This is a genomic window from Pseudomonas sp. PB106 (assembly GCF_009764645.1).
GTDB lineage: Bacteria > Pseudomonadota > Gammaproteobacteria > Pseudomonadales > Pseudomonadaceae > Aquipseudomonas.
On record NZ_RWIM01000070.1, the window covers coordinates 1 to 17,252 of the forward strand.

General features: G+C 56.0%; 16 protein-coding genes and 2 pseudogenes. 11 read left to right on the forward strand and 7 right to left on the reverse strand.

All coding sequences use genetic code 11. From position 1 onward, the window contains the following. From EJA71_RS09065 to EJA71_RS09080, 4 genes and pseudogenes are all read left to right on the forward strand, one after another. Positions 1-815, forward strand: a pseudogene (locus tag EJA71_RS09065) (phage baseplate assembly protein V); the annotation flags it as partial. After that, entirely contained in the window at positions 815-1,654 is an 840-nt protein-coding gene (locus tag EJA71_RS09070; RefSeq protein ID WP_158956101.1) for a DUF4123 domain-containing protein, read from the forward strand. The pseudogene EJA71_RS09065 and the gene EJA71_RS09070, both read left to right, overlap by 1 nt. A gap of 92 nt (positions 1,655-1,746) precedes the next feature. Next, the gene (locus EJA71_RS09075) at positions 1,747-2,238 is read left to right on the forward strand and encodes a DUF3304 domain-containing protein (protein WP_256671586.1); all 492 of its coding nucleotides are present in this window, start codon (positions 1,747-1,749) and stop codon (positions 2,236-2,238) included. Further along, on the forward strand, positions 2,235-4,061 hold the full coding sequence (locus tag EJA71_RS09080) for a phospholipase effector Tle1 domain-containing protein (RefSeq protein WP_158956103.1): 1,827 nt from the start codon (positions 2,235-2,237) through the stop codon (positions 4,059-4,061). Before EJA71_RS09075 ends, EJA71_RS09080 begins: the two co-directional genes overlap by 4 nt. A 629-nt stretch (positions 4,062-4,690) precedes the next feature. On the opposite strand, the gene EJA71_RS09090 is transcribed toward EJA71_RS09080, so the two are convergent. Further along, positions 4,691-4,972: a hypothetical protein gene (locus EJA71_RS09090; protein ID WP_158956106.1), complete on the reverse strand. Its 282-nt coding sequence runs from the start codon at positions 4,970-4,972 to the stop codon at positions 4,691-4,693. Positions 4,973-5,308: 336 nt separating this feature from the next. On the opposite strand from EJA71_RS09090, the gene EJA71_RS09095 reads away from it, so the two are divergent. Together EJA71_RS09095 and EJA71_RS09100 are read left to right on the forward strand one after the other, a co-directional pair. After that, complete coding sequence (locus EJA71_RS09095; protein ID WP_158956108.1) at positions 5,309-5,578, forward strand: DUF2790 domain-containing protein; 270 nt, start codon at positions 5,309-5,311, stop codon at positions 5,576-5,578. Between the two features lie 89 nt (positions 5,579-5,667). Then, a complete protein-coding gene (locus tag EJA71_RS09100; protein WP_158956110.1) occupies positions 5,668-6,066 on the forward strand; it encodes a hypothetical protein in 399 nt (132 codons plus the stop codon). On the opposite strand, the gene EJA71_RS09105 is transcribed toward EJA71_RS09100, so the two are convergent. After that, entirely contained in the window at positions 6,063-6,332 is a 270-nt protein-coding gene (locus tag EJA71_RS09105; RefSeq protein WP_122595853.1) for a DUF1652 domain-containing protein, read from the reverse strand. The genes EJA71_RS09100 and EJA71_RS09105 overlap by 4 nt on opposite strands. 368 nt (positions 6,333-6,700) lie before the next feature. Here EJA71_RS09105 and eco point away from each other — a divergent pair, with 368 nt between their 5' ends. Further along, entirely contained in the window at positions 6,701-7,186 is a 486-nt protein-coding gene (gene eco, locus EJA71_RS09110) for a serine protease inhibitor ecotin (protein WP_158956112.1), read from the forward strand. A gap of 29 nt (positions 7,187-7,215) precedes the next feature. Here the strand turns inward: eco and ilvA are convergent. Next, positions 7,216-8,205, reverse strand: a pseudogene (ilvA, locus tag EJA71_RS09115) (threonine ammonia-lyase, biosynthetic); the annotation flags it as partial. Between the two features lie 252 nt (positions 8,206-8,457). Between ilvA and EJA71_RS09120 the strand changes: the two are divergent. Then, on the forward strand, positions 8,458-8,793 hold the full coding sequence (locus tag EJA71_RS09120) for a DUF2834 domain-containing protein (protein ID WP_158956116.1): 336 nt from the start codon (positions 8,458-8,460) through the stop codon (positions 8,791-8,793). Between the two features lie 79 nt (positions 8,794-8,872). On the opposite strand, the gene EJA71_RS09125 is transcribed toward EJA71_RS09120, so the two are convergent. After that, the gene (locus EJA71_RS09125) at positions 8,873-10,018 is read right to left on the reverse strand and encodes a PQQ-dependent sugar dehydrogenase (RefSeq protein ID WP_158956118.1); all 1,146 of its coding nucleotides are present in this window, start codon (positions 10,016-10,018) and stop codon (positions 8,873-8,875) included. Between the two features lie 51 nt (positions 10,019-10,069). Continuing rightward, positions 10,070-10,405, reverse strand: a complete 336-nt coding sequence (locus EJA71_RS09130; RefSeq protein ID WP_158956120.1) for a hypothetical protein — start codon at positions 10,403-10,405, stop codon at positions 10,070-10,072. Positions 10,406-10,594: 189 nt separating this feature from the next. Between EJA71_RS09130 and EJA71_RS09135 the strand changes: the two genes are divergently transcribed. Next, a complete protein-coding gene (locus tag EJA71_RS09135; RefSeq protein ID WP_158956122.1) occupies positions 10,595-11,461 on the forward strand; it encodes a Ku protein in 867 nt (288 codons plus the stop codon). A gap of 118 nt (positions 11,462-11,579) precedes the next feature. Here the strand turns inward: EJA71_RS09135 and lpxO are convergent, their stop codons facing one another. Further along, the gene (gene lpxO, locus EJA71_RS09140) at positions 11,580-12,479 is read right to left on the reverse strand and encodes a lipid A hydroxylase LpxO (protein ID WP_158956124.1); all 900 of its coding nucleotides are present in this window, start codon (positions 12,477-12,479) and stop codon (positions 11,580-11,582) included. Positions 12,480-12,857: 378 nt separating this feature from the next. Between lpxO and EJA71_RS09145 the strand changes: the two genes are divergently transcribed. Together EJA71_RS09145 and EJA71_RS09150 are read left to right on the forward strand one after the other, a co-directional pair. Further along, positions 12,858-14,444, forward strand: coding sequence for an ABC-F family ATPase (locus EJA71_RS09145; RefSeq protein WP_126363634.1), 1,587 nt, complete (start codon positions 12,858-12,860; stop codon positions 14,442-14,444). A 258-nt stretch (positions 14,445-14,702) separates the two neighbouring features. After that, on the forward strand, positions 14,703-15,890 hold the full coding sequence (locus EJA71_RS09150; RefSeq protein ID WP_158956126.1) for an MFS transporter: 1,188 nt from the start codon (positions 14,703-14,705) through the stop codon (positions 15,888-15,890). Positions 15,891-15,991: 101 nt separating this feature from the next. Here the strand turns inward: EJA71_RS09150 and EJA71_RS09155 are convergent, their stop codons facing one another. Beyond that, positions 15,992-17,029, reverse strand: coding sequence for a dienelactone hydrolase (locus tag EJA71_RS09155; protein WP_158956128.1), 1,038 nt, complete (start codon positions 17,027-17,029; stop codon positions 15,992-15,994). Positions 17,030-17,252 lie beyond the last annotated feature (223 nt).

Here is a 17,252-nt window from a genome sequence, read left to right on the forward strand (position 1 = left end):
TCGCCATCCCGCGGATCGGCATGGAAGTGCTGGTCACTTTCCTCGAAGGCGATCCCGACCAGCCGCTGGTCACCGGATGCCTGTACCACAAGGAAAACGTCGTCCCCTACGACCTGCCGGCGAACAAGACCCGCAGCACCTTCAAGACCCTCAGTTCACCGGGCGGCAAGGGTTACAACGAATTCCGCATCGAAGACAAGAAAGGCGTCGAACAGATCTACATCCACGCCCAGCGTGATTGGGACGAAAACATCGAGCACGACCAGAAAATCCGTGTCGGCAACGAACGGCATGACACCGTTGAAGCCAACACGCTGAGCGAGTTCAAGGTTGAAGAACACCGGATTACCCATCTGGATCGAATCAGCGAGATGCGCGCGAATGATCACCTGACGGTGGGTGTGACGCAGCATTTGAAGGTCGGGACTGCGCAGTTTGTTGAGGCGGGGACCGAGATTCACTATCACGCTGGTGAGAAGGTAGTGATTGAGGGTGGCATGGAACTCACAGCCAAGGCTGGCGGGAGTTTTGTGAAGGTCGATGCGGGTGGTGTGACCATCAGTGGTGCTGAGGTGAAAACAAACTCGGGTGGCTCACCGGGCTCCGGCACCGGGATTGCCATCCTCGCCCCACTCATTCCTGGCCTCGCGGCGATCGATAACGCCGGTCGTCTGTTGCAAACCCGCATCAATCAAATGATGCAGGCAGAGTCACTCGCCGTGACGCCGAAACTCAAAGCGCCTACCGGCATCTGCGTCGAATGTCTGAAGAAAGCCATGCGCGAAAAACTCGCCTTGCAGTCGGGGGCTAATTGATGACCAAGAGTGACGCTGCAAAAGCCTGGAGCGACGCGCAGAACAACGCACAATCAATATTCGCAATCGTTGAAACAGGCCTGTTGTCGGAGCCTGCGCGATTGCAGTTTGTCAGTGCTGACCCGTCACGACGGCCATTGATGGTGCAACCGGAGTTCGCCGAACTGCGCAACTACGGCCCTTGGCTGATTGACGTCAGCCATATGGACTTCGAAGCCTTTCTCGCTCACGAATACTTCACCGGCTGCACCGCCATGGCCGGTTGGATTCGCACCGACTGCCCTGCAGAAAAACTCGCCGCGCACCTAAGTGATGCATTGCTGGCAAAAAATGAAGCCGGCGAAGTTCTGATGATCCGGAGCTACGCCCCCGAAGTGCTGCCTATGCTGTACGCACGCGATGATCTGTCCTGGCATGCGTGGCTGTTTGGCCCGCTGCAGGAATGGTGGGTGCCCACAGAAGAAGATCAATGGCACTGTCTGATGGGCCTCAACCTTGAACAGCCCGGAAGATACGAGCCCATTTTCCTCGACGCAAAGCTGTCGGCGGACATGGAGATTGATCCCCTGCCCTACAGCCTCACCACGGAACTGGAAAAAGAAGCGCCTGAAGTGTTTGCCAGCACCTGCCACGGTGCACGGTTGAAACAAGTCAAAGAGGCATTAGACGCTGGCCGTAACCAGGGTTTGGCCGAACCGGAGGACGTCACGCTATTTGCCAGTCTGCAATTGATGGACCGCGAGTTCCCGGCGAACTGGCCGATGTGGGAAAAGGCGAAAGAACGGGCAATTGGAGAGAAATTGCCGCTTGGCGTGGTGATGCGAGAGTTGTCGGAATGAGTTTCGTGATGAACATATTGATCAGCACTTTCTGTCTGTCTCAAAGTTTTCTGGATATTCAAGATGCATTGCTGGATAAGGAATTTACGTAAATGACCGTGGCCATGAATACTAAGCGGCAAAAAATCTGGCATCGCCGCAACCTTGTCATCGGGGTATTCGTTTTACTGCTGCCTTTCATTGGATCGTATCTTTATAACCAGTTTCGTACGCCGGGCGCGATGTTGACGTCTTCGAACTATATGGATCGGCCCATTCTAAGTTTTTGGATAAATGACTTCTGGGGCGGAAATCTCGCCGCAATGGGAGGCGGCGGCACTATGTGCTGCAAAAAAATTCAAGGACCTACTGTAAAAGTAACTTGGATCCTTAGCCGAACTGGAGAGCAACTCCGCCAAGGGGTAAAAAAAGAAACTCATGAAAGAGTTCTGTCTTTACCTGAACGTCAACGGACAGATGAGTTTCTACACGTACGATTCCTTCCTGGAAATATCGTAGAACTGAAATGGAGTCCTGACCTCGTTAGCCCATTCGAAAAATTCCACAGATCTTCAACCAGCCCGCAGCAAGGAAGCCTGAAATGAGCGGAAACTCTAATCTAGATCGTGCTCAAACGGTCAGTACAAAAGCTTGCGCAGGTACTGACGGGCAGAAAAAATCAGTTTTGCCCTGCGAGTCCAAGCTACACATCTCATTTTTTTTTGATGGGTTCGGTCGAAATTCGGTCAACGATATTCAGGAAGGTAACCTAAGCAATGTGGCCCGCCTGTTTTTCGCACATCCGGATGACACTGGCCAAGACAGAATTCAAACAAATGTGGATCGCCGCAGATTCTACATATCTGGTCTAGGGTCTGACTTCGATGCGTCACTCGGCGGCGGCGCTGTTAGCAGCGGGGCTGGCATTGACGGCGCGTTGAGCCGAGCCAAAGACAGTGCTTTGAAATCCCCCGAAGACACTTTTAGTAAAAGTCCACTTGATGCAGCAAAAGATATTCTCACGGGTAAAAAATGGTGGGAATCTTTGTTAAACAACCTGAAGGTTGGCAATGTTATCTCCGGAGCTATTAAAGCCGCAGCGCCGGCGGCGCTAGATCTTTTCGGAATAACTCGAGACAACGAGTATACCGCTACTTTTTTCAAAACAGGCGTTGATACGCGACTTGAGGCAGCATTTAAAGTCGTAGAAAAGACACTCGCTGATGCAAAAGCAAAAAGTGGCGCGCCTGTAAAGCGTATCTCCATCTCTGTTTTTGGATATGACTTCGGGGCGAGTCTTGCTCGAGCATTCACCCATAAATTATTCGAAGAGTGTGATCCCGCAACAACTGTTTTTAAAGGCGCCCAACTCGAAGTGAATTTCGCCGGATTGTTTGACGCGGTGGATCGAAGCGGCGACAGCTCTATTTTACTGGAATATTTCATCCCGTTTGTAAACACTGTGGATGATGGCGAGTGCCTCGCTGGGCCTGTTAAATCTGCGCTTCATCTCGTTGCCGCCCATGAGTGCCAGGATTCTCGCCGTTCAAGGCTGATCGGCACTGGTTCTTCCACTCCAAAATGGGAGGAACGACTAGTACCAGGGACGAGCTACGACGTGGGAGGCGGTTTGAAAAAAACCGACGTCGCTCATAGCACTGAGCTTCAACTAGCAAGTTTGCATGAAATGTATCAAGCTGCCCGAAAGGCAGGAGTTCCCTTTCCTACACTTAACGAATTGCATGAGAGCCAGCCAGATATCGCCGAGTACTTCATACTGAACGATCACATCAACGGGGCAAGTGCAATCGGCGCGAGCAAAGATTACATGAGTAAGGCGGGTAATAAAAAAGTATCTGCTGAAAGCTTCCTAGCTCATCGTCGATTGTATATCCAACGTTTGCGTGGTTTATGGGAACTGTATCGTGGGCAGCATCAAGCATACGACGACCAAGAAGAGCGCTTACAACGCCCTATGTTTAGCAAACAAGGCTCAATCGCGCGAGCGCTAGGGATGAGCAGCGAAAGCGACGCGCAAGCTGCAAAACGCGATCGGGCTCTAAAGGAAACTCAACAAGGCAAGGCCGCCCTCCGCGCCGAACTCAGTTGGCTCGAGGACGTGGACCGAGAGGCCTGGAGGTTGAAAACCAGGTTCCCTACCGCCCCAGTCAAAGCATTGCTCGACGAATGGTTCGCTCCTGCGCCCAAAGGCCTCAGTTTCGACGTGGAAGATTTGCTCGAATATTACGTAAACGACCAGTACATGATTCAGCAGATACCGCAGGGAACCGGCGCCCCATTACCTAAGTATTTCGTCGTTCGAGAGTTCGACATGCCGAGCCTGAACAAAACCAAAGGCATGGCACCCGACTATCTGGAACAGATGAAGCGGAAACCCTCTGCAGAGTCTCCGGATGCGTCAACATAAATGTATGCAGATTCAGTGCATACCGAAGAATTGAAATTTGAACTTCTAGTTTGGACTTCGTGCGCTTGATAGATATTGCTGCGGACCCACGTCGAAAACGAACATGGCGAAGAAGGCGAATAGCCCTGGCTGTACTGGCTTTGCTGCTTAGCTGCGCCACCCCAAAAATCATTGATATATTTCGTACGCCCGGCGCAATGCTGACGTCAGAAAAACTATACAGATCGCCCAATTTTCAGCTTTTGGATAAATGACTTTTGGGGAGGCAACCTGTTCGCAATGGGTGGCGGAGGGGTTATGTGCTGCCAACGAATTGAGGGTGAAACCGTTCGTGTTTCCTGGATTCTCAGCAGGACTGGCGAACAGATTCGGCAAGGCGTCAGAAGGAGAACCATGAGGTGATTTTACCGCTACCTCGCCGAAAACGTGGTGATGTGTATTTGCACGTGCGCTTTTTACCCAAAAATATTGTTGAGTTGAAATGGAGCCCAGACTTGGTCAGCCCTTTTGCTCCTGTTCCTTAGGCAGAGTCTCTTCTCTAACTAGCTGTTGTAAACATCAGGCACGGGCAGAAAATGCCTCTACCCGTGAGTGTGAGGCAATCCAGACAGAGATCAAACCGGCGCCTTTCAACTCAACATTTGCTGCTGCGCCACCTGCAGCAAATCATTGCCATCCTGCGTCAGCAGGTAAAGCGCATGGGTGATGTGTGGAATGTCCTGCACGTCGGCGTGCTTGAAGCACAGGCAATGCAGGGTTTCGAGCAGGTCGGCGGCGGCGCGGATGCGCTGGACGGCGGCTTCGAGGATGTCTTTCGGGCTGGCTTGTGTGTCGATGAGCAGCGTCGGGGTTTCGGTGACGTTGCTTCTGAGGGGAAGAAAGCGGTTCGGCAATTGATTGAGAATAGGCATAAGGATTACTCACGGCTGAATGAGTAATGAATTTGCTGACTGTTCTCAGGTGACCAAACCCGAACCACTGATTTTGCAGCGGCACCGGACAATAACCGCCCCGCTCCACCCGCCGAAAGCAGACAAGGCACCGGCCTTTGTAGGAATTCGCCAAACATCCCGGAGAAAACTACCCCACTCCCTGACAGCCGGCGTTCAGCTCGGTTAACCATCGCTTAACGCTGTGGTCAAAAAATGTACTGAACCGCACGCCCTCAGCCATTCTGGCTGTCGCCCAGTGCGGCAGGTTCGGCTGAATCACGCCGAACTCTAGAACCGCCACTCGGGAGTCCTTTCATGAACATTCGTCCTTTATTGCTCAGCGCCGCCCTCGCCTGCACTGCATTTGCCGGGCTGGCCCAGGCCAATGACACGTCCGCCACCTCCAAAGCGGTGCCTTATGAGTACGGCATGCCGTTGCATGTGGCAAAAGTGGTGGCATTGACCGAGCCGCCCACTCTGGATTGCAAGGTGATCACAGCCGACATGAAGTACATCGACGATATCGGTAAGCCTGGAGAAATCAGCTATCGGAAATTGTCTGACGCGTGCAGCTACCAGAACTGACAGAAAGCTCTGATTTGCCGCTGTGCGGTAGGCGTGGAGGGTTTCGGCGGTTATGCTCGGGGCCCTCTTCACTGCCGCAAGGATTGGCCATGCAGTTGTCGTTTCGCACGTTGTCGGGCATCACCGCTTCCCTTTGTTTTCTGCTCGCATTGGGCTGGGGATTTTTCCCCGAAATGATCTTGGCAATCTGGAGCATCGAGTATTCAGAGGGTGCCGGGTTTGTCGCGCGCCGTAGTGCGGTGCTGTTTGCAGCGTTGGGGGTGATGTTTCATCTGGTGCGCAACGCACCGCCGTCGCTGGGCCGCAATGCGCTGAGCAACGGGTTTATCGTTGGTTGTTTTGGTTTGGCGGTGTTGGGTTTTGCGGAGTGGCTCAACGGTCATGCCGGCCCCGGGATTTTGCTCGCGGTGCTGGTCGAGTTCGCGCTGGGCCTTGGTTTTGTGCAGGCCCGGCGCGTGACGGTCGAAGTGGGTGAAACGGTGCGTTAAACGGCTCTGGATCGCGGACTGTAGTGCTGTTGCGCAGTCTGCTTGTTCAGGTCCGATCGCAACCCTGCGATCAGTTCGTTTATTTCACGACAGCCATTGAGGTGGCTGGCATCAATTCCACTGACCAGTAAATCGACCTGATCGGTTTGATGATCGCCGAACACTTTGACGGTCATCGACAGATCCGGCGACAACGTGCACTGGCAGCGTTTAGGCAGAAAACTGCTTTCAATGATATTGCGTAGTTCCAAGGCAGACAGAAACATGGCGAACCCTCTCCTTACTGTGAGATTGCCAATCAAGTATTCACGCTGACCGTTGCAGCCCCTGCACGGGTGTATCCCCGCTGTTTCCCTGGGTGCGACAAGCGGTTGTACTGCGAAATGCCCATTGGAGTGTAGGCGCACAAACCCGGTGCGCCGCACTAAAACAACGCATAAAACGTGCCTCTCATCGGTTGATTTTGACCCTCGAAATATCAAGCACTTGGCGAAGTTGCCAGCGTTTTGCTATTTGCAAAATGCAAGATCTGCCGTTTGCAGCACTGCAATTTGCAAGTCGACAGCGGTTTCCATTCATCTACCATGACAGTAAGAATGCCGATCACTCACCCTACACCCGCACGGAGGCACCCATGGGTTCTTTACGCGTCTACGCGACCACCGGCCTGATCATCGCCAGCCTGTCCAATCTCGCCAATGCGGCCAAGCTCGAAGACGTCGCACCGTTTCCGAAAGCCGAAGCCGGTTTCAGCCGCCAGGTCATCCACCTGCCCAAACAAGAGCAGGAAGAGAACTTCCAGGTTGAAATCCTCGCCGGCAAAACCCTTGAGGTGGATTGCAACCGTCAACGCCTGGGCGGCGTGCTCGATGAAAAAAATCTCGAGGGCTGGGGCTATCGGTTCTATCGCCTGGAAAAAGTCATCGGCCCGATGAGCACGATGATGGCCTGCCCGCCTGGCAGCCAGAAGAAACGCGCCTTTGTACCCGTCGTCGGCGATGGCTTCATGCTGCGTTACAACAGCAAATTGCCCGTCGTGGTGTACGCACCCTCGGACGTTGAAGTGCGTTATCGCATTTGGTCAGCCTCGGACAAAGTCAGCACCGCACTTCAGCAATAATCCCCCTACGCCGGTGCGCCGCATGCCGCCGCGCGCTCGGCGACATGGCGCAGGCTGTCGAAGTTGATATTGGCGCCCGAGTCGATGGCAACGAAGGTTTGATCGCTAGCGCCGGTCCGCGTCACGTACTGCTTGATTCCGGCAACCGCCAGAGCACCGGAAGGCTCGGTGATCGAGCGGGTATCGTCGTAGATGTTCTTGATCGCCGCGCAGAGGTCGTCGTTGCTGACAGTGATCACCTCGTCCACGCAGAAGCGGCACACCTCAAATCCGAATGCGCCAATCTGCGCCACCGCCACACCGTCGGCGAAGGTGCCGACATTAGGCAGCACCACGCGTTGACCCGCTTCCATGGCGGCCTTAAGACACGCCGAGTGTTCGGACTCCACGCCAACGATCCGTACTTCGGGACGCAGGTATTTGATGTACGCCGCGATGCCCGCGATCAAACCACCACCGCCCACGGGAATGAAGATCGCATCGAGCGTGCCTTGATGCTGACGCAGAATTTCCATGGCCACCGTACCCTGCCCGGCAATCACATCAGGATCATCGAACGGTGACACGAAGGTGCGTCCAGTCTGCTCGGCCAATTGCAGGGCGTGGGACAGGGCAAACGGAAAGCTTTCGCCATGCAACCGCGCTTCGGCGCCGCGACTGCGCACGCCAATGACTTTCAACTCGGGTGTCGTGGAAGGCATGACAATCGTTGCGCCGATGCCCAGTTCGCGCGCCGCCAATGCCACGCCTTGCGCATGATTACCGGCGGATGCGGTGATCACCCCGCGTGCTTTCTGCTCGTCACTCAGTTGGACGAGTTTGTTGTAGGCGCCGCGAATCTTGAAGGAGAACGTCGGCTGCAAGTCTTCGCGCTTGAGCAAGATCCGGTTACCCAGCGCTTCAGACAGTGCTGGCGCCGCTTGCAACGGTGTACGCACGGCAATGTCATACACGGGCGCAGCCAGGATCTTCTTTACATAGTGCTCAAGCAGGGTTCGCTGGTCGGCGGTGTATGGCATGGTCGTCTCCTGACGTTTTTTTCAGAACCCCGGAGACAGAAAGTAAAAACCCGCCTCTAGGGCGGGTTGGGTGCTGCAGTCGTGAGCTAGCCCGCCAAATGAGGAATGGCGGAAATAATGCTTGGTTGGCAGCGCAATACGGTGAAAGTCATGGGCTGAAAATTAGCCTGAGGGCGGCGCGCAAGTCAATGGTCAATTTCGCTCGACGGCTGTAGGCTGGCGATTCTGCTCATCACTTCAAGGAAGGAATGCATGATGTCTGTAGCCCTGCCTCTTACTGCACTGCTTGGTTTTACCGGTTACACGGTTTCAGTGATGCTCCAGGCTGAACAATCGTTGATTGATTTTGGCATCAGCCTGATGTCCCGCCCGGATACGGCACAGGTGGTGATCGACTTGTATCTGTTGGCGACTCTGGCTGGAGTGTGGATGGTCAAGGATGCGCGTTCTCGCGGGCAGACGGTTTGGTCGGTAGTGCCTTATTTGTTGCTGACGGCGGTTTTTGTGTCGATTGGGCCGTTGTTGTATCTGGTGGTGCGCGGGGTTCGGGAGCGTCGCAAAGAGACGAATGTGGCTCAAGTGGAGTGATTGACTGCAAGCCAGCTCCCACAGGGTTCTCGACTTGGCGACGATGCCAAAGTAAATCCGAGCGCCCTGTGGGAAATGATTACTTCAGGCCCAGTTTGTACAGTGAGCCCTTTTCTTCGTCCGTCAGCACATACAGATAACCATCCGGCCCTTGCCGAACATCTCTTATCCGCTGCTTCAGTTCGCCAAGCAAACGCTCCTCATGCACGACCTTGTCGCCATCGAATTGCAGGCGGATCAATTCCTGCGTGACCAAGGCGCCGATAAACACGTTGTGCTGCCATGGCTTGAAGCGATCGCCATCGTAGAACGCCATGCCCGTGACTCCGGGTGATTTCTCCCAGACATGATGCGGGCTGACGGTGCCTTCAACGGTTTTGCCCTTGGCTTCCGGAATGGCCAGCATCGAGTAGTTGATGCCATGGGTCGCTAGCGGCCAGCCGTAATTCTTGCCACGCTCAACGATATTCACTTCGTCGCCACCACGGGGCCCGTGCTCGTTCTCCCATAGCGTGCCGGTCCACGGATTCAGGGCGGCGCCCTGCGGGTTGCGATGGCCGTAGGACCAAATCTCCGGACGGACACCGGACTGGCCGACAAAGGGGTTGTCGTCCGGCACTTTGCCGTCAGGGTAGATGCGCACGACTTTGCCTTGCAGCTTGTCGAGATCCTGCGCGGTGGGCCGGTCGTTGTTTTCGCCAAGGGTGATGAACAGATAACCGTCACGATCGAACACCAGACGTGAGCCAAAGTGATTGCCGACCGAAAGCTTCGGCTCCTGACGGAAAATCACTTTGAAGTCCTTGAGTGTCTTTAGGTCATCCGACAGTCGCCCTCGTCCCACCGCCGTGCCGGCCTTGTCGCCGGCACCGCCGCTCTCGGCGTAAGACAAGTACACCAGCCGATCCTGCTTGAAGTCCGGCGACAGCGCCACATCGAGCAAGCCGCCCTGCCCCTTGGCCCAGACCTGCGGAACCCCCGTGATCGGCGCGGATAACTTGCCATCGACACCGACAACCCGAAGATTGCCGGGGCGCTCGGTCACCAGCATGCCTTGGCGATCCGGCAGAAACGCCAGCGCCCAAGGATGCTCGAGCCCTTGAGTGATGGTGGTGACTTCAAGGGTGCCCTGTTCGCTTTGAAGTTCTTTGGGGGCTGCGGCAAATGCCGGCACGCTGATCAACGCGCCCGCACACAGGCTGGCTAGAAGGGTTTTACGCAACATTCACGATTCCTTTTGTTCGTTTCAAAGACTGGCAGGCTTGACTCCTGCCGTTCAACGGGTCGTACCGGTGCTTCGCGAAGGTGGGTTGGGAATGAAGGTCGGCGGTGTACTCGGCACCGAACGGATTGGCTGACCATTGCCAATGCCACGGTTTTCGACCGTGGGCTGACGTGGCGTCGGCACGGTGTTCGGAGCGCGCATGGGCGGAGTGCTGGGCTGAGTGCCCTGCATGCTGTTGGGGTTGGCCCGGCGGATCGGGCTGTTGTAAGGATTGTTGTTGGTGCCGGACGGACTTTGTGCGAGCAACAGCGTTGCAGTCGGCTCGTCCGCGTGAGCCCAGCCCGCTCCGAAGCTCAGGAAAGCGATGACCCACAGAATTCGTTTCATGGAGCGGCCTCTCGATGCGCCAAGGATGGAGCCTTCGAGTCCACGCTACGCCGAGGGTTCGGATTTGTTAAGTCACAGCGCTTAAACAACATGTAACACGACTTGACTGAGTCACCAGCAGCCGCCGCAATCCCTGGAAACTTTCGCGCTGCGCCACAGGTCACCTGATCATCACTCGGAGAACTCACCATGGCTCGGGCAATCTGGAAAGGCGCGATCAGTTTCGGACTGGTACACATCCCCGTCGCGCTGGTCTCAGCGACTTCGTCGCAAGGCGTAGATTTCGACTGGCTCGACAGTCGCAGCATGGATCCGGTGGGCTATAAACGCGTAAACAAGGTGACCGGCAAGGAAGTCACCAAGGAAAATATCGTCAAAGGTGTGGCCTATGAAAAGGGCCGCTATGTGGTGCTCAGTGAAGAGGAAATCCGCTCGGCGCACCCGGTTTCAACGCAAACCATCGACATCTTTTCTTTCGTTGATGCCGAACAGATTCCCCTGCAGAACATTGATACGCCGTATTACCTGGCGCCCGACAAGCGTGGCGGTAAGGTCTATGCGTTGCTGCGCGAGACTCTGAGCAAAACCAACAAGGTCGCCCTCGCCCGCGTGGTCTTGCATACGCGGCAATACCTGGCGGCGTTGATGCCGTTGGAGTCGGCGCTGGTGTTGGTGAAGCTACGCTGGCCGCAGGAGGTTCGCAGCCTCGATCAACTCGAATTGGGCAGTGAAGTGACCGAGCCGAAATTGGCCAAAGGTGAGCTGGACATGGCCAAGCGGCTGGTACAGGACATGAGCGCGGACTGGAAGCCCGAGGATTACAACGACGAGTTTGAAGACAAGATCATGGCGCTGGTCGAGAAGAAGGCCCATGAAGGCAAGATTGAGGACGTCGAGACGGTGGGTGGAGAGGAAGAACGGAAATCGGCTGATGTGATCGATTTGACCGAACTGCTTAAACGCAGTCTGGGTGGGAAAGCGCCGGCTAAGCCGAAAGCGAAGGCCGAGAAACCGGCGAAAGCTGCGCCGGCGAAGAAGGCGAAGAAAGCGTCCTGAGGTTTCGTGGTTCGTTTTAAGGGCCCTTCGCGAGCAAGCTCGCTCCCACAGGATCTCGGTTGAAGCTACTGTGGGAGCGAGCTTGCTCGCGAAGGCCTAACACCAGGCGCCGCAAAAATCAGATCAGAATGAAGATCGCCAACAAACCACCAAAGATCGCCCACTTCTCCATGTAGTACAGCTTGCGATTGCGCTTTTTCAGCTCTTTGCCGCGCAGACGAATCTTGTAGATCCTGGTAAACAAACGGTTGATTCCACCCGTTTTATCCCCCGCATCGTTTGGCGCACCTGCCGCTGACATCACGGTACGGCTGAACCAGCTGTTGAACGCCGCCGCCCAGCGATACTTCATCGGACGCTCAATGTCACAGAACAGGATGATGCGGTTTTTGTCGGTAGTGTTTTCCGCGTAATGAATGAACGTCTCGTCGAACATCACCGCTTCACCGTCGCGCCAGTGATAATTCTCGCCGTCAACGTTGATGTAGCAACCGGCATCGTTCGGCGTTTCCAGGCCAAGGTGATAGCGGTAGGAACCGGCGTACGGATCGCGATGGCGCACCAGTTTCGACCCCGGCGGCAACTCGGCGAACATTGCCGCTTTGATGGAGCCGATGCTCTGCACCAGTTCGGTGGTGCGCGGGCACAGTTTCATCGCCGACGGGTGGCTGTCGCCGTACCACTTCAGGTAAAAGCGTTTCCAGCCGGTTTTGAAGAAGGAATTGAAGCCGACATCGTCATACTGGTTCGAGCGTTTGATCTCACCGGCACGCAGCAGATTCTGGCCTTCTTCGCGGATCTCCTGCCAATGCGCCTGCAACGGGCTCAGATCAGGAAATTCCGCTGGATCGAGAAACGGCTTGTTGGGCTTTTTCGAAAACAGATAAAGGAAGCAGTTGATCGGCGCGAGAAACGTCGAGTGATCGCTGAGTTGCCGACCCAGTTTGTGACGCACACGGCCACGAAGATGAACGTATGCAATCGAAATGACATAAATAGCAGCAATGATGAGTTTCACGGAGATCGTCACACGTCAGAAATGAACAAACTGCGCGCCGGGCGGCTCTAGCCCCGCGTCTTATGCAGCGGTCTGAATACAAATGGCACGTCCTTGAGCCCACGCCATTAGAGGGCGCTGAGTGAATGGATGGCATTTTAGCCACACTTTGTAACCGATAGTGAACCTTGATCTGTGAAAAACTGTCCCGCGTTTGCGCCAATCGGCATTCCAGGCGTCATCACCCTATCGTTTAAAGAGCCAGACCAGTACAATCGCCGCCAAACTTTACGCGCCCCCCTTGGTTGATGACGGGTCTTTCCCGCTTCAGCGCACTTTGACTCGGGCCAAGCGCTCCAGCCGCACCCTCGCTACTCGAATGCTTCGCAGGAAAAACTCTTGATTTCTACAGCTAACATCACGATGCAGTTCGGCGCCAAGCCGCTCTTCGAAAACGTTTCGGTCAAATTTGGCGCGGGCAACCGCTACGGTCTGATTGGCGCCAACGGTTGCGGCAAGTCGACCTTCATGAAAATCCTCGGCGGTGATCTTGATCCGTCCGCTGGCCAGGTCATGCTCGAGCCGAACGTGCGTCTGGGTAAATTGCGCCAGGACCAGTTCGCCTACGAAGAATTCACCGTGATCGATACCGTGATCATGGGTCACGAAGAGCTGTGGAAGGTCAAGGCCGAGCGCGATCGCATCTACTCGCTGCCGGAAATGTCTGAAGAAGACGGCATGGCCGTGGCCGAGCTGGAAACCGAATTCGCCGAAATGGACGGCTACACTGCCGAATCCCGTGCCGGCGAACTGTTGCTGGGTCTGGGTATTCCGCTGGAACAGCATTTCGGTCCGATGAGCGAAGTCTCGCCAGGCTGGAAACTGCGCGTGTTGCTGGCGCAGGCACTGTTCTCCGATCCAGAAGTGCTGTTGCTCGACGAACCGACCAACCACCTGGACATCAACACCATTCGCTGGCTGGAAAACATCCTGACCCAGCGTAACAGCCTGATGATCATCATCTCTCACGACCGTCACTTCCTGAACAGCGTGTGCACGCACATGGCTGACCTGGATTACGGCGAGCTGCGCCTGTTCCCGGGCAACTACGACGAATACATGACCGTGGCGACCCAGTCCCGCGAGCAACTGCTGTCGGACAACGCCAAGAAGAAGGCGCAGATTTCCGAGCTGCAATCGTTCGTCAGCCGCTTCTCGGCCAACGCCTCGAAAGCCAAGCAGGCCACTTCCCGTGCCAAGGCGATCGACAAGATCCAGCTGGCCGAAGTCAAGCCTTCCAGCCGTGTCAGCCCGTTCATCCGCTTCGAGCAGAACAAAAAGCTGCACCGTCAGGCGGTCATGGTCGAGAAGATGGCCAAAGGTTTCGACGGCAAGCCACTGTTCAAGGACTTCAGCTTCCAGGTTGAAGCTGGCGAGCGCGTAGCGATCATCGGCCCGAACGGTATCGGCAAGACCACGCTGCTGCGCACCCTGGTCAATGAACTGACCCCGGATGCCGGTAGCGTCAAGTGGACCGATGCCGCGGAACTGGGCTACTACGCTCAGGACCACGCGCACGACTTCGAAGACGACGTCACTCTGTTCGACTGGATGGGTCAGTGGACTCAGGGCGAGCAGATGATTCGCGGTACTTTGGGCCGCATGCTGTTCTCCAACGACGAAATCCTCAAGTCGGTCAAAGTGATCTCCGGTGGTGAGCAAGGCCGCATGCTGTTCGGCAAGCTGATCCTGCAAAAGCCGAACGTGCTGATCATGGACGAACCGACCAACCACTTGGACATGGAATCGATCGAGGCGCTGAACCTGGCGCTGGAAAACTACCCGGGCACGCTGATTTTCGTCAGCCACGACCGTGAGTTCGTATCATCCCTGGCCACGCGCATCATCGAGCTGAGCCCGAATGGCGTGACCGACTTTAGCGGCACGTACGATGACTACCTGCGTAGTCAGGGCGTTGTGTTCTAAAACGCTGCTGCAATCTGAAAAGCCCTGTCCATGTGACGGGGCTTTTTGCATTCAGGACGCTGATCGCTCCCACGCTCTGCGTGGGAATGCATCTTGTGACGCTCCGCGTCACACGAGCCGGACGCGGAGCGTCCGTGGCGGCGTTACCACGCAGAGCGTGGGAACGATCAGTGAAGGAAAGTAGTTAGCCTGCTTTCTTTTATCCAACACCCAAGCCATGATGCGAACTCTCCCACCGCCGCCCGCGAACGAGTTCACATGTCTGCGCAGCAACTGCCACCGCAAAGCTCCATGGCGATCACCCTGCAGATCGTCTCCATCGTTTTCTATACCTTTATTGCCTTCCTCTGCATCGGCTTGCCGATTGCGGTGTTGCCGGGTTATGTCCACGAACAATTGGGCTTCAGCGCGATCATCGCGGGGCTGGTAATCGGCTCGCAGTACCTTGCGACCTTGCTCAGCCGGCCGATGGCTGGACGCATGTCCGACACTGTCGGGACCAAACGGGCGATCATTTATGGCTTGTGGGGCATTGTCTTCAGTGGGGCGCTGACGCTGCTATCGACGCTGTTGCAAAGCTTCCCGCTGGCCAGTCTGCTGATATTGATCGTCGGACGCTTGTTGCTCGGGGTCGCGCAGGGCTTGATCGGGGTCGGCACGATCAGTTGGTGCATGGGCCAGGTCGGTGTTGAACACACGGCGAAATCCATCGGCTGGAACGGCATCGCGTCTTACGGTGCGATTGCCATTGGCGCGCCGCTGGGTGTGGTGATGGTGGCTGATTACGGTTTTACCAGCCTCGGCATTACCCTGTCGGTGTTGGCGGCGGGCGCACTGCTGTTGATTCGTAACAAACCTTCGGTGCCGGTGATTCGCGGCGAACGGCTACCGTTCTGGGCAGTGTTTGGCCGGATTGCACCTTATGGCGCCAGTCTGACCCTGGCCTCGATCGGCTATGGAACGCTCACCACGTTCATCACCCTTTATTACCTCAATCGCGGCTGGACCGGTGCGGCTTATTGCCTGACCGTGTTCGGCGTGTGCTTCATCCTCTCGCGACTGCTGTTCATTTCGGCGATCAGTCGCTTTGGTGGTTTTCGCTCGGCGATTGCCTGCATGACCATCGAAACGGTCGGTCTGGTGCTGCTGTGGCTGGCACCCTCTACGGCCTTCGCCCTGATCGGCGCGGGGCTGGCCGGGTTTGGCCTGTCGCTGGTGTACCCGGCGCTTGGGGTCGAGGCGATCAAACAGGTGCCCAGTTCAAGTCGCGGATCAGGGTTAGGTGCGTATGCGGTGTTCTTTGATCTGGCGCTGGCGATTGCCGGGCCGTTGATGGGCGCGGTGGCGTTGAATCTGGGGTATGCGTGGATATTCTTCAGTGCGGCGTTGTTGTCGGTGATAGGATTGGGGTTGACCTTGATGCTGATGCGTCGGGCGAAGGATTGAAAAAACAAGATCAAAAGATCGCAGCCTTCGGCAGCTCCTACAGGATGTACGCCATTCCCATGTAGGAGCTGCCGAAGGCTGCTTTCTTTTGATCTATTGATCTATTGATCGGCGGTTTGCATACCCGCACGCGTTGATTGGCCCAGCGCATGGGAGAAAAACCGACCGGCCTCGGAGATCAGGTTGCGGTGAATGTCCTCGCGATCAACCCCATCCGCGTCAGTGCATAGCGCGGGCATGGCGAGGATCTGTTCTTCATTGCACGGCGCCATGAACACGAAGTGCCCTGCCCCGGCCAGTAACTTGAAATCCGGCGCGGTTGGCAGTTTGCGCGCCAGAGCCGCGGCGTTTTTATCGAACGCGACCAGTTTGTCGCCATCGCCGCTATAGAGCAGCACCGGCACGTGGACGTCGGCCAAGGTATGCCGACCGAATTTCAGGCTCAACGGCGCCATCAACAACAGCGCATGAACTCGCGGATCGGCGACCGGTTGCAGATCGTCGCGATCAACGATCAGTTCACCTTGGGTGTTGCAGGCGTCACGATCATCCGGGCGCTCCTGGCAATAACGACGCAGGCGATCCAGATCCGGTTGCGCACCGGAAAGAATCAACGCGGTTTCGCCCCCCGCCGAATAACCGATCACACCGACCTGATTGGCGTTGACGTACGGCGCGAGCATGCGGTCGCCCAGGGTTGCGGTAATCGCTTCGGAAATCTGGATCGGCCGCCCGTAGAGGTTACTCAGGGTGCCCAATCGGCTGTGGTCTTTGGAGTTGTCGCCGGGATGAATCACCGCCACCACGACAAAACCCTTGCGCGCCAGCGAGGTTGCCAGATCGTGCAGGGCCAGCGGCGTGCCGGTGTTGCCGTGGGAGAGCATCAACATTGGAAAGCGGCCGATAGCGACTTTGGTGTCTTCGCCGGCCTCGACTGAGTAGCCCTCAAGCAGGCTCATGTGCTCGCGGTCGCTGGAGGGATAGAACGCGATGGCGCGCATCGGTTGCAGGTCCAGCGGATCGAGGAAGGTCATCTCGTGATAACCGACGCTCCACACAGGATGCCGTCCAGGCGCCGCTTGCACTGAATTCAGGCTGCCGAGCAGGCAAATCAGTAACGTTGCACAAAGACGCATCATGGGATGCTCCACCCTGTTGTTACTCAATCGAAAGATCCGTTGCATGACGGGCCTGAAATGCCGGGGATTCGGCGTTTCGGTACGACAATGCATTCAGACGCTGATTGTGTGACTGCATAACCCGGGCCAGATTATGTAACAGCTGGAAACAAAAAACTCCGTATTTGGCCCTTGCGGAACCAGAATACAGAGTTTTTCGGGTGTTACCTGAACATCAGCTGTT

What these genes read in the sequence shown, in the direction of transcription:
- EJA71_RS09070 (WP_158956101.1), top strand. Translation starts at nt 815, where the DNA reads ATGACCAAGAGTGACGCTGCAAAAGCCTGGAGCGACGCGCAGAACAAC.
- EJA71_RS09075 (WP_256671586.1), top strand. Translation starts at nt 1,747, where the DNA reads ATGACCGTGGCCATGAATACTAAGCGGCAAAAAATCTGGCATCGCCGC.
- EJA71_RS09080 (WP_158956103.1), top strand. Translation starts at nt 2,235, where the DNA reads ATGAGCGGAAACTCTAATCTAGATCGTGCTCAAACGGTCAGTACAAAA.
- EJA71_RS09090 (WP_158956106.1), bottom strand. Translation starts at nt 4,972, where the DNA reads ATGCCTATTCTCAATCAATTGCCGAACCGCTTTCTTCCCCTCAGAAGC.
- EJA71_RS09095 (WP_158956108.1), top strand. Translation starts at nt 5,309, where the DNA reads ATGAACATTCGTCCTTTATTGCTCAGCGCCGCCCTCGCCTGCACTGCA.
- EJA71_RS09100 (WP_158956110.1), top strand. Translation starts at nt 5,668, where the DNA reads ATGCAGTTGTCGTTTCGCACGTTGTCGGGCATCACCGCTTCCCTTTGT.
- EJA71_RS09105 (WP_122595853.1), bottom strand. Translation starts at nt 6,332, where the DNA reads ATGTTTCTGTCTGCCTTGGAACTACGCAATATCATTGAAAGCAGTTTT.
- eco (WP_158956112.1), top strand. Translation starts at nt 6,701, where the DNA reads ATGGGTTCTTTACGCGTCTACGCGACCACCGGCCTGATCATCGCCAGC.
- EJA71_RS09120 (WP_158956116.1), top strand. Translation starts at nt 8,458, where the DNA reads ATGATGTCTGTAGCCCTGCCTCTTACTGCACTGCTTGGTTTTACCGGT.
- EJA71_RS09125 (WP_158956118.1), bottom strand. Translation starts at nt 10,018, where the DNA reads ATGTTGCGTAAAACCCTTCTAGCCAGCCTGTGTGCGGGCGCGTTGATC.
- EJA71_RS09130 (WP_158956120.1), bottom strand. Translation starts at nt 10,405, where the DNA reads ATGAAACGAATTCTGTGGGTCATCGCTTTCCTGAGCTTCGGAGCGGGC.
- EJA71_RS09135 (WP_158956122.1), top strand. Translation starts at nt 10,595, where the DNA reads ATGGCTCGGGCAATCTGGAAAGGCGCGATCAGTTTCGGACTGGTACAC.
- EJA71_RS09150 (WP_158956126.1), top strand. Translation starts at nt 14,703, where the DNA reads ATGTCTGCGCAGCAACTGCCACCGCAAAGCTCCATGGCGATCACCCTG.
- EJA71_RS09155 (WP_158956128.1), bottom strand. Translation starts at nt 17,029, where the DNA reads ATGATGCGTCTTTGTGCAACGTTACTGATTTGCCTGCTCGGCAGCCTG.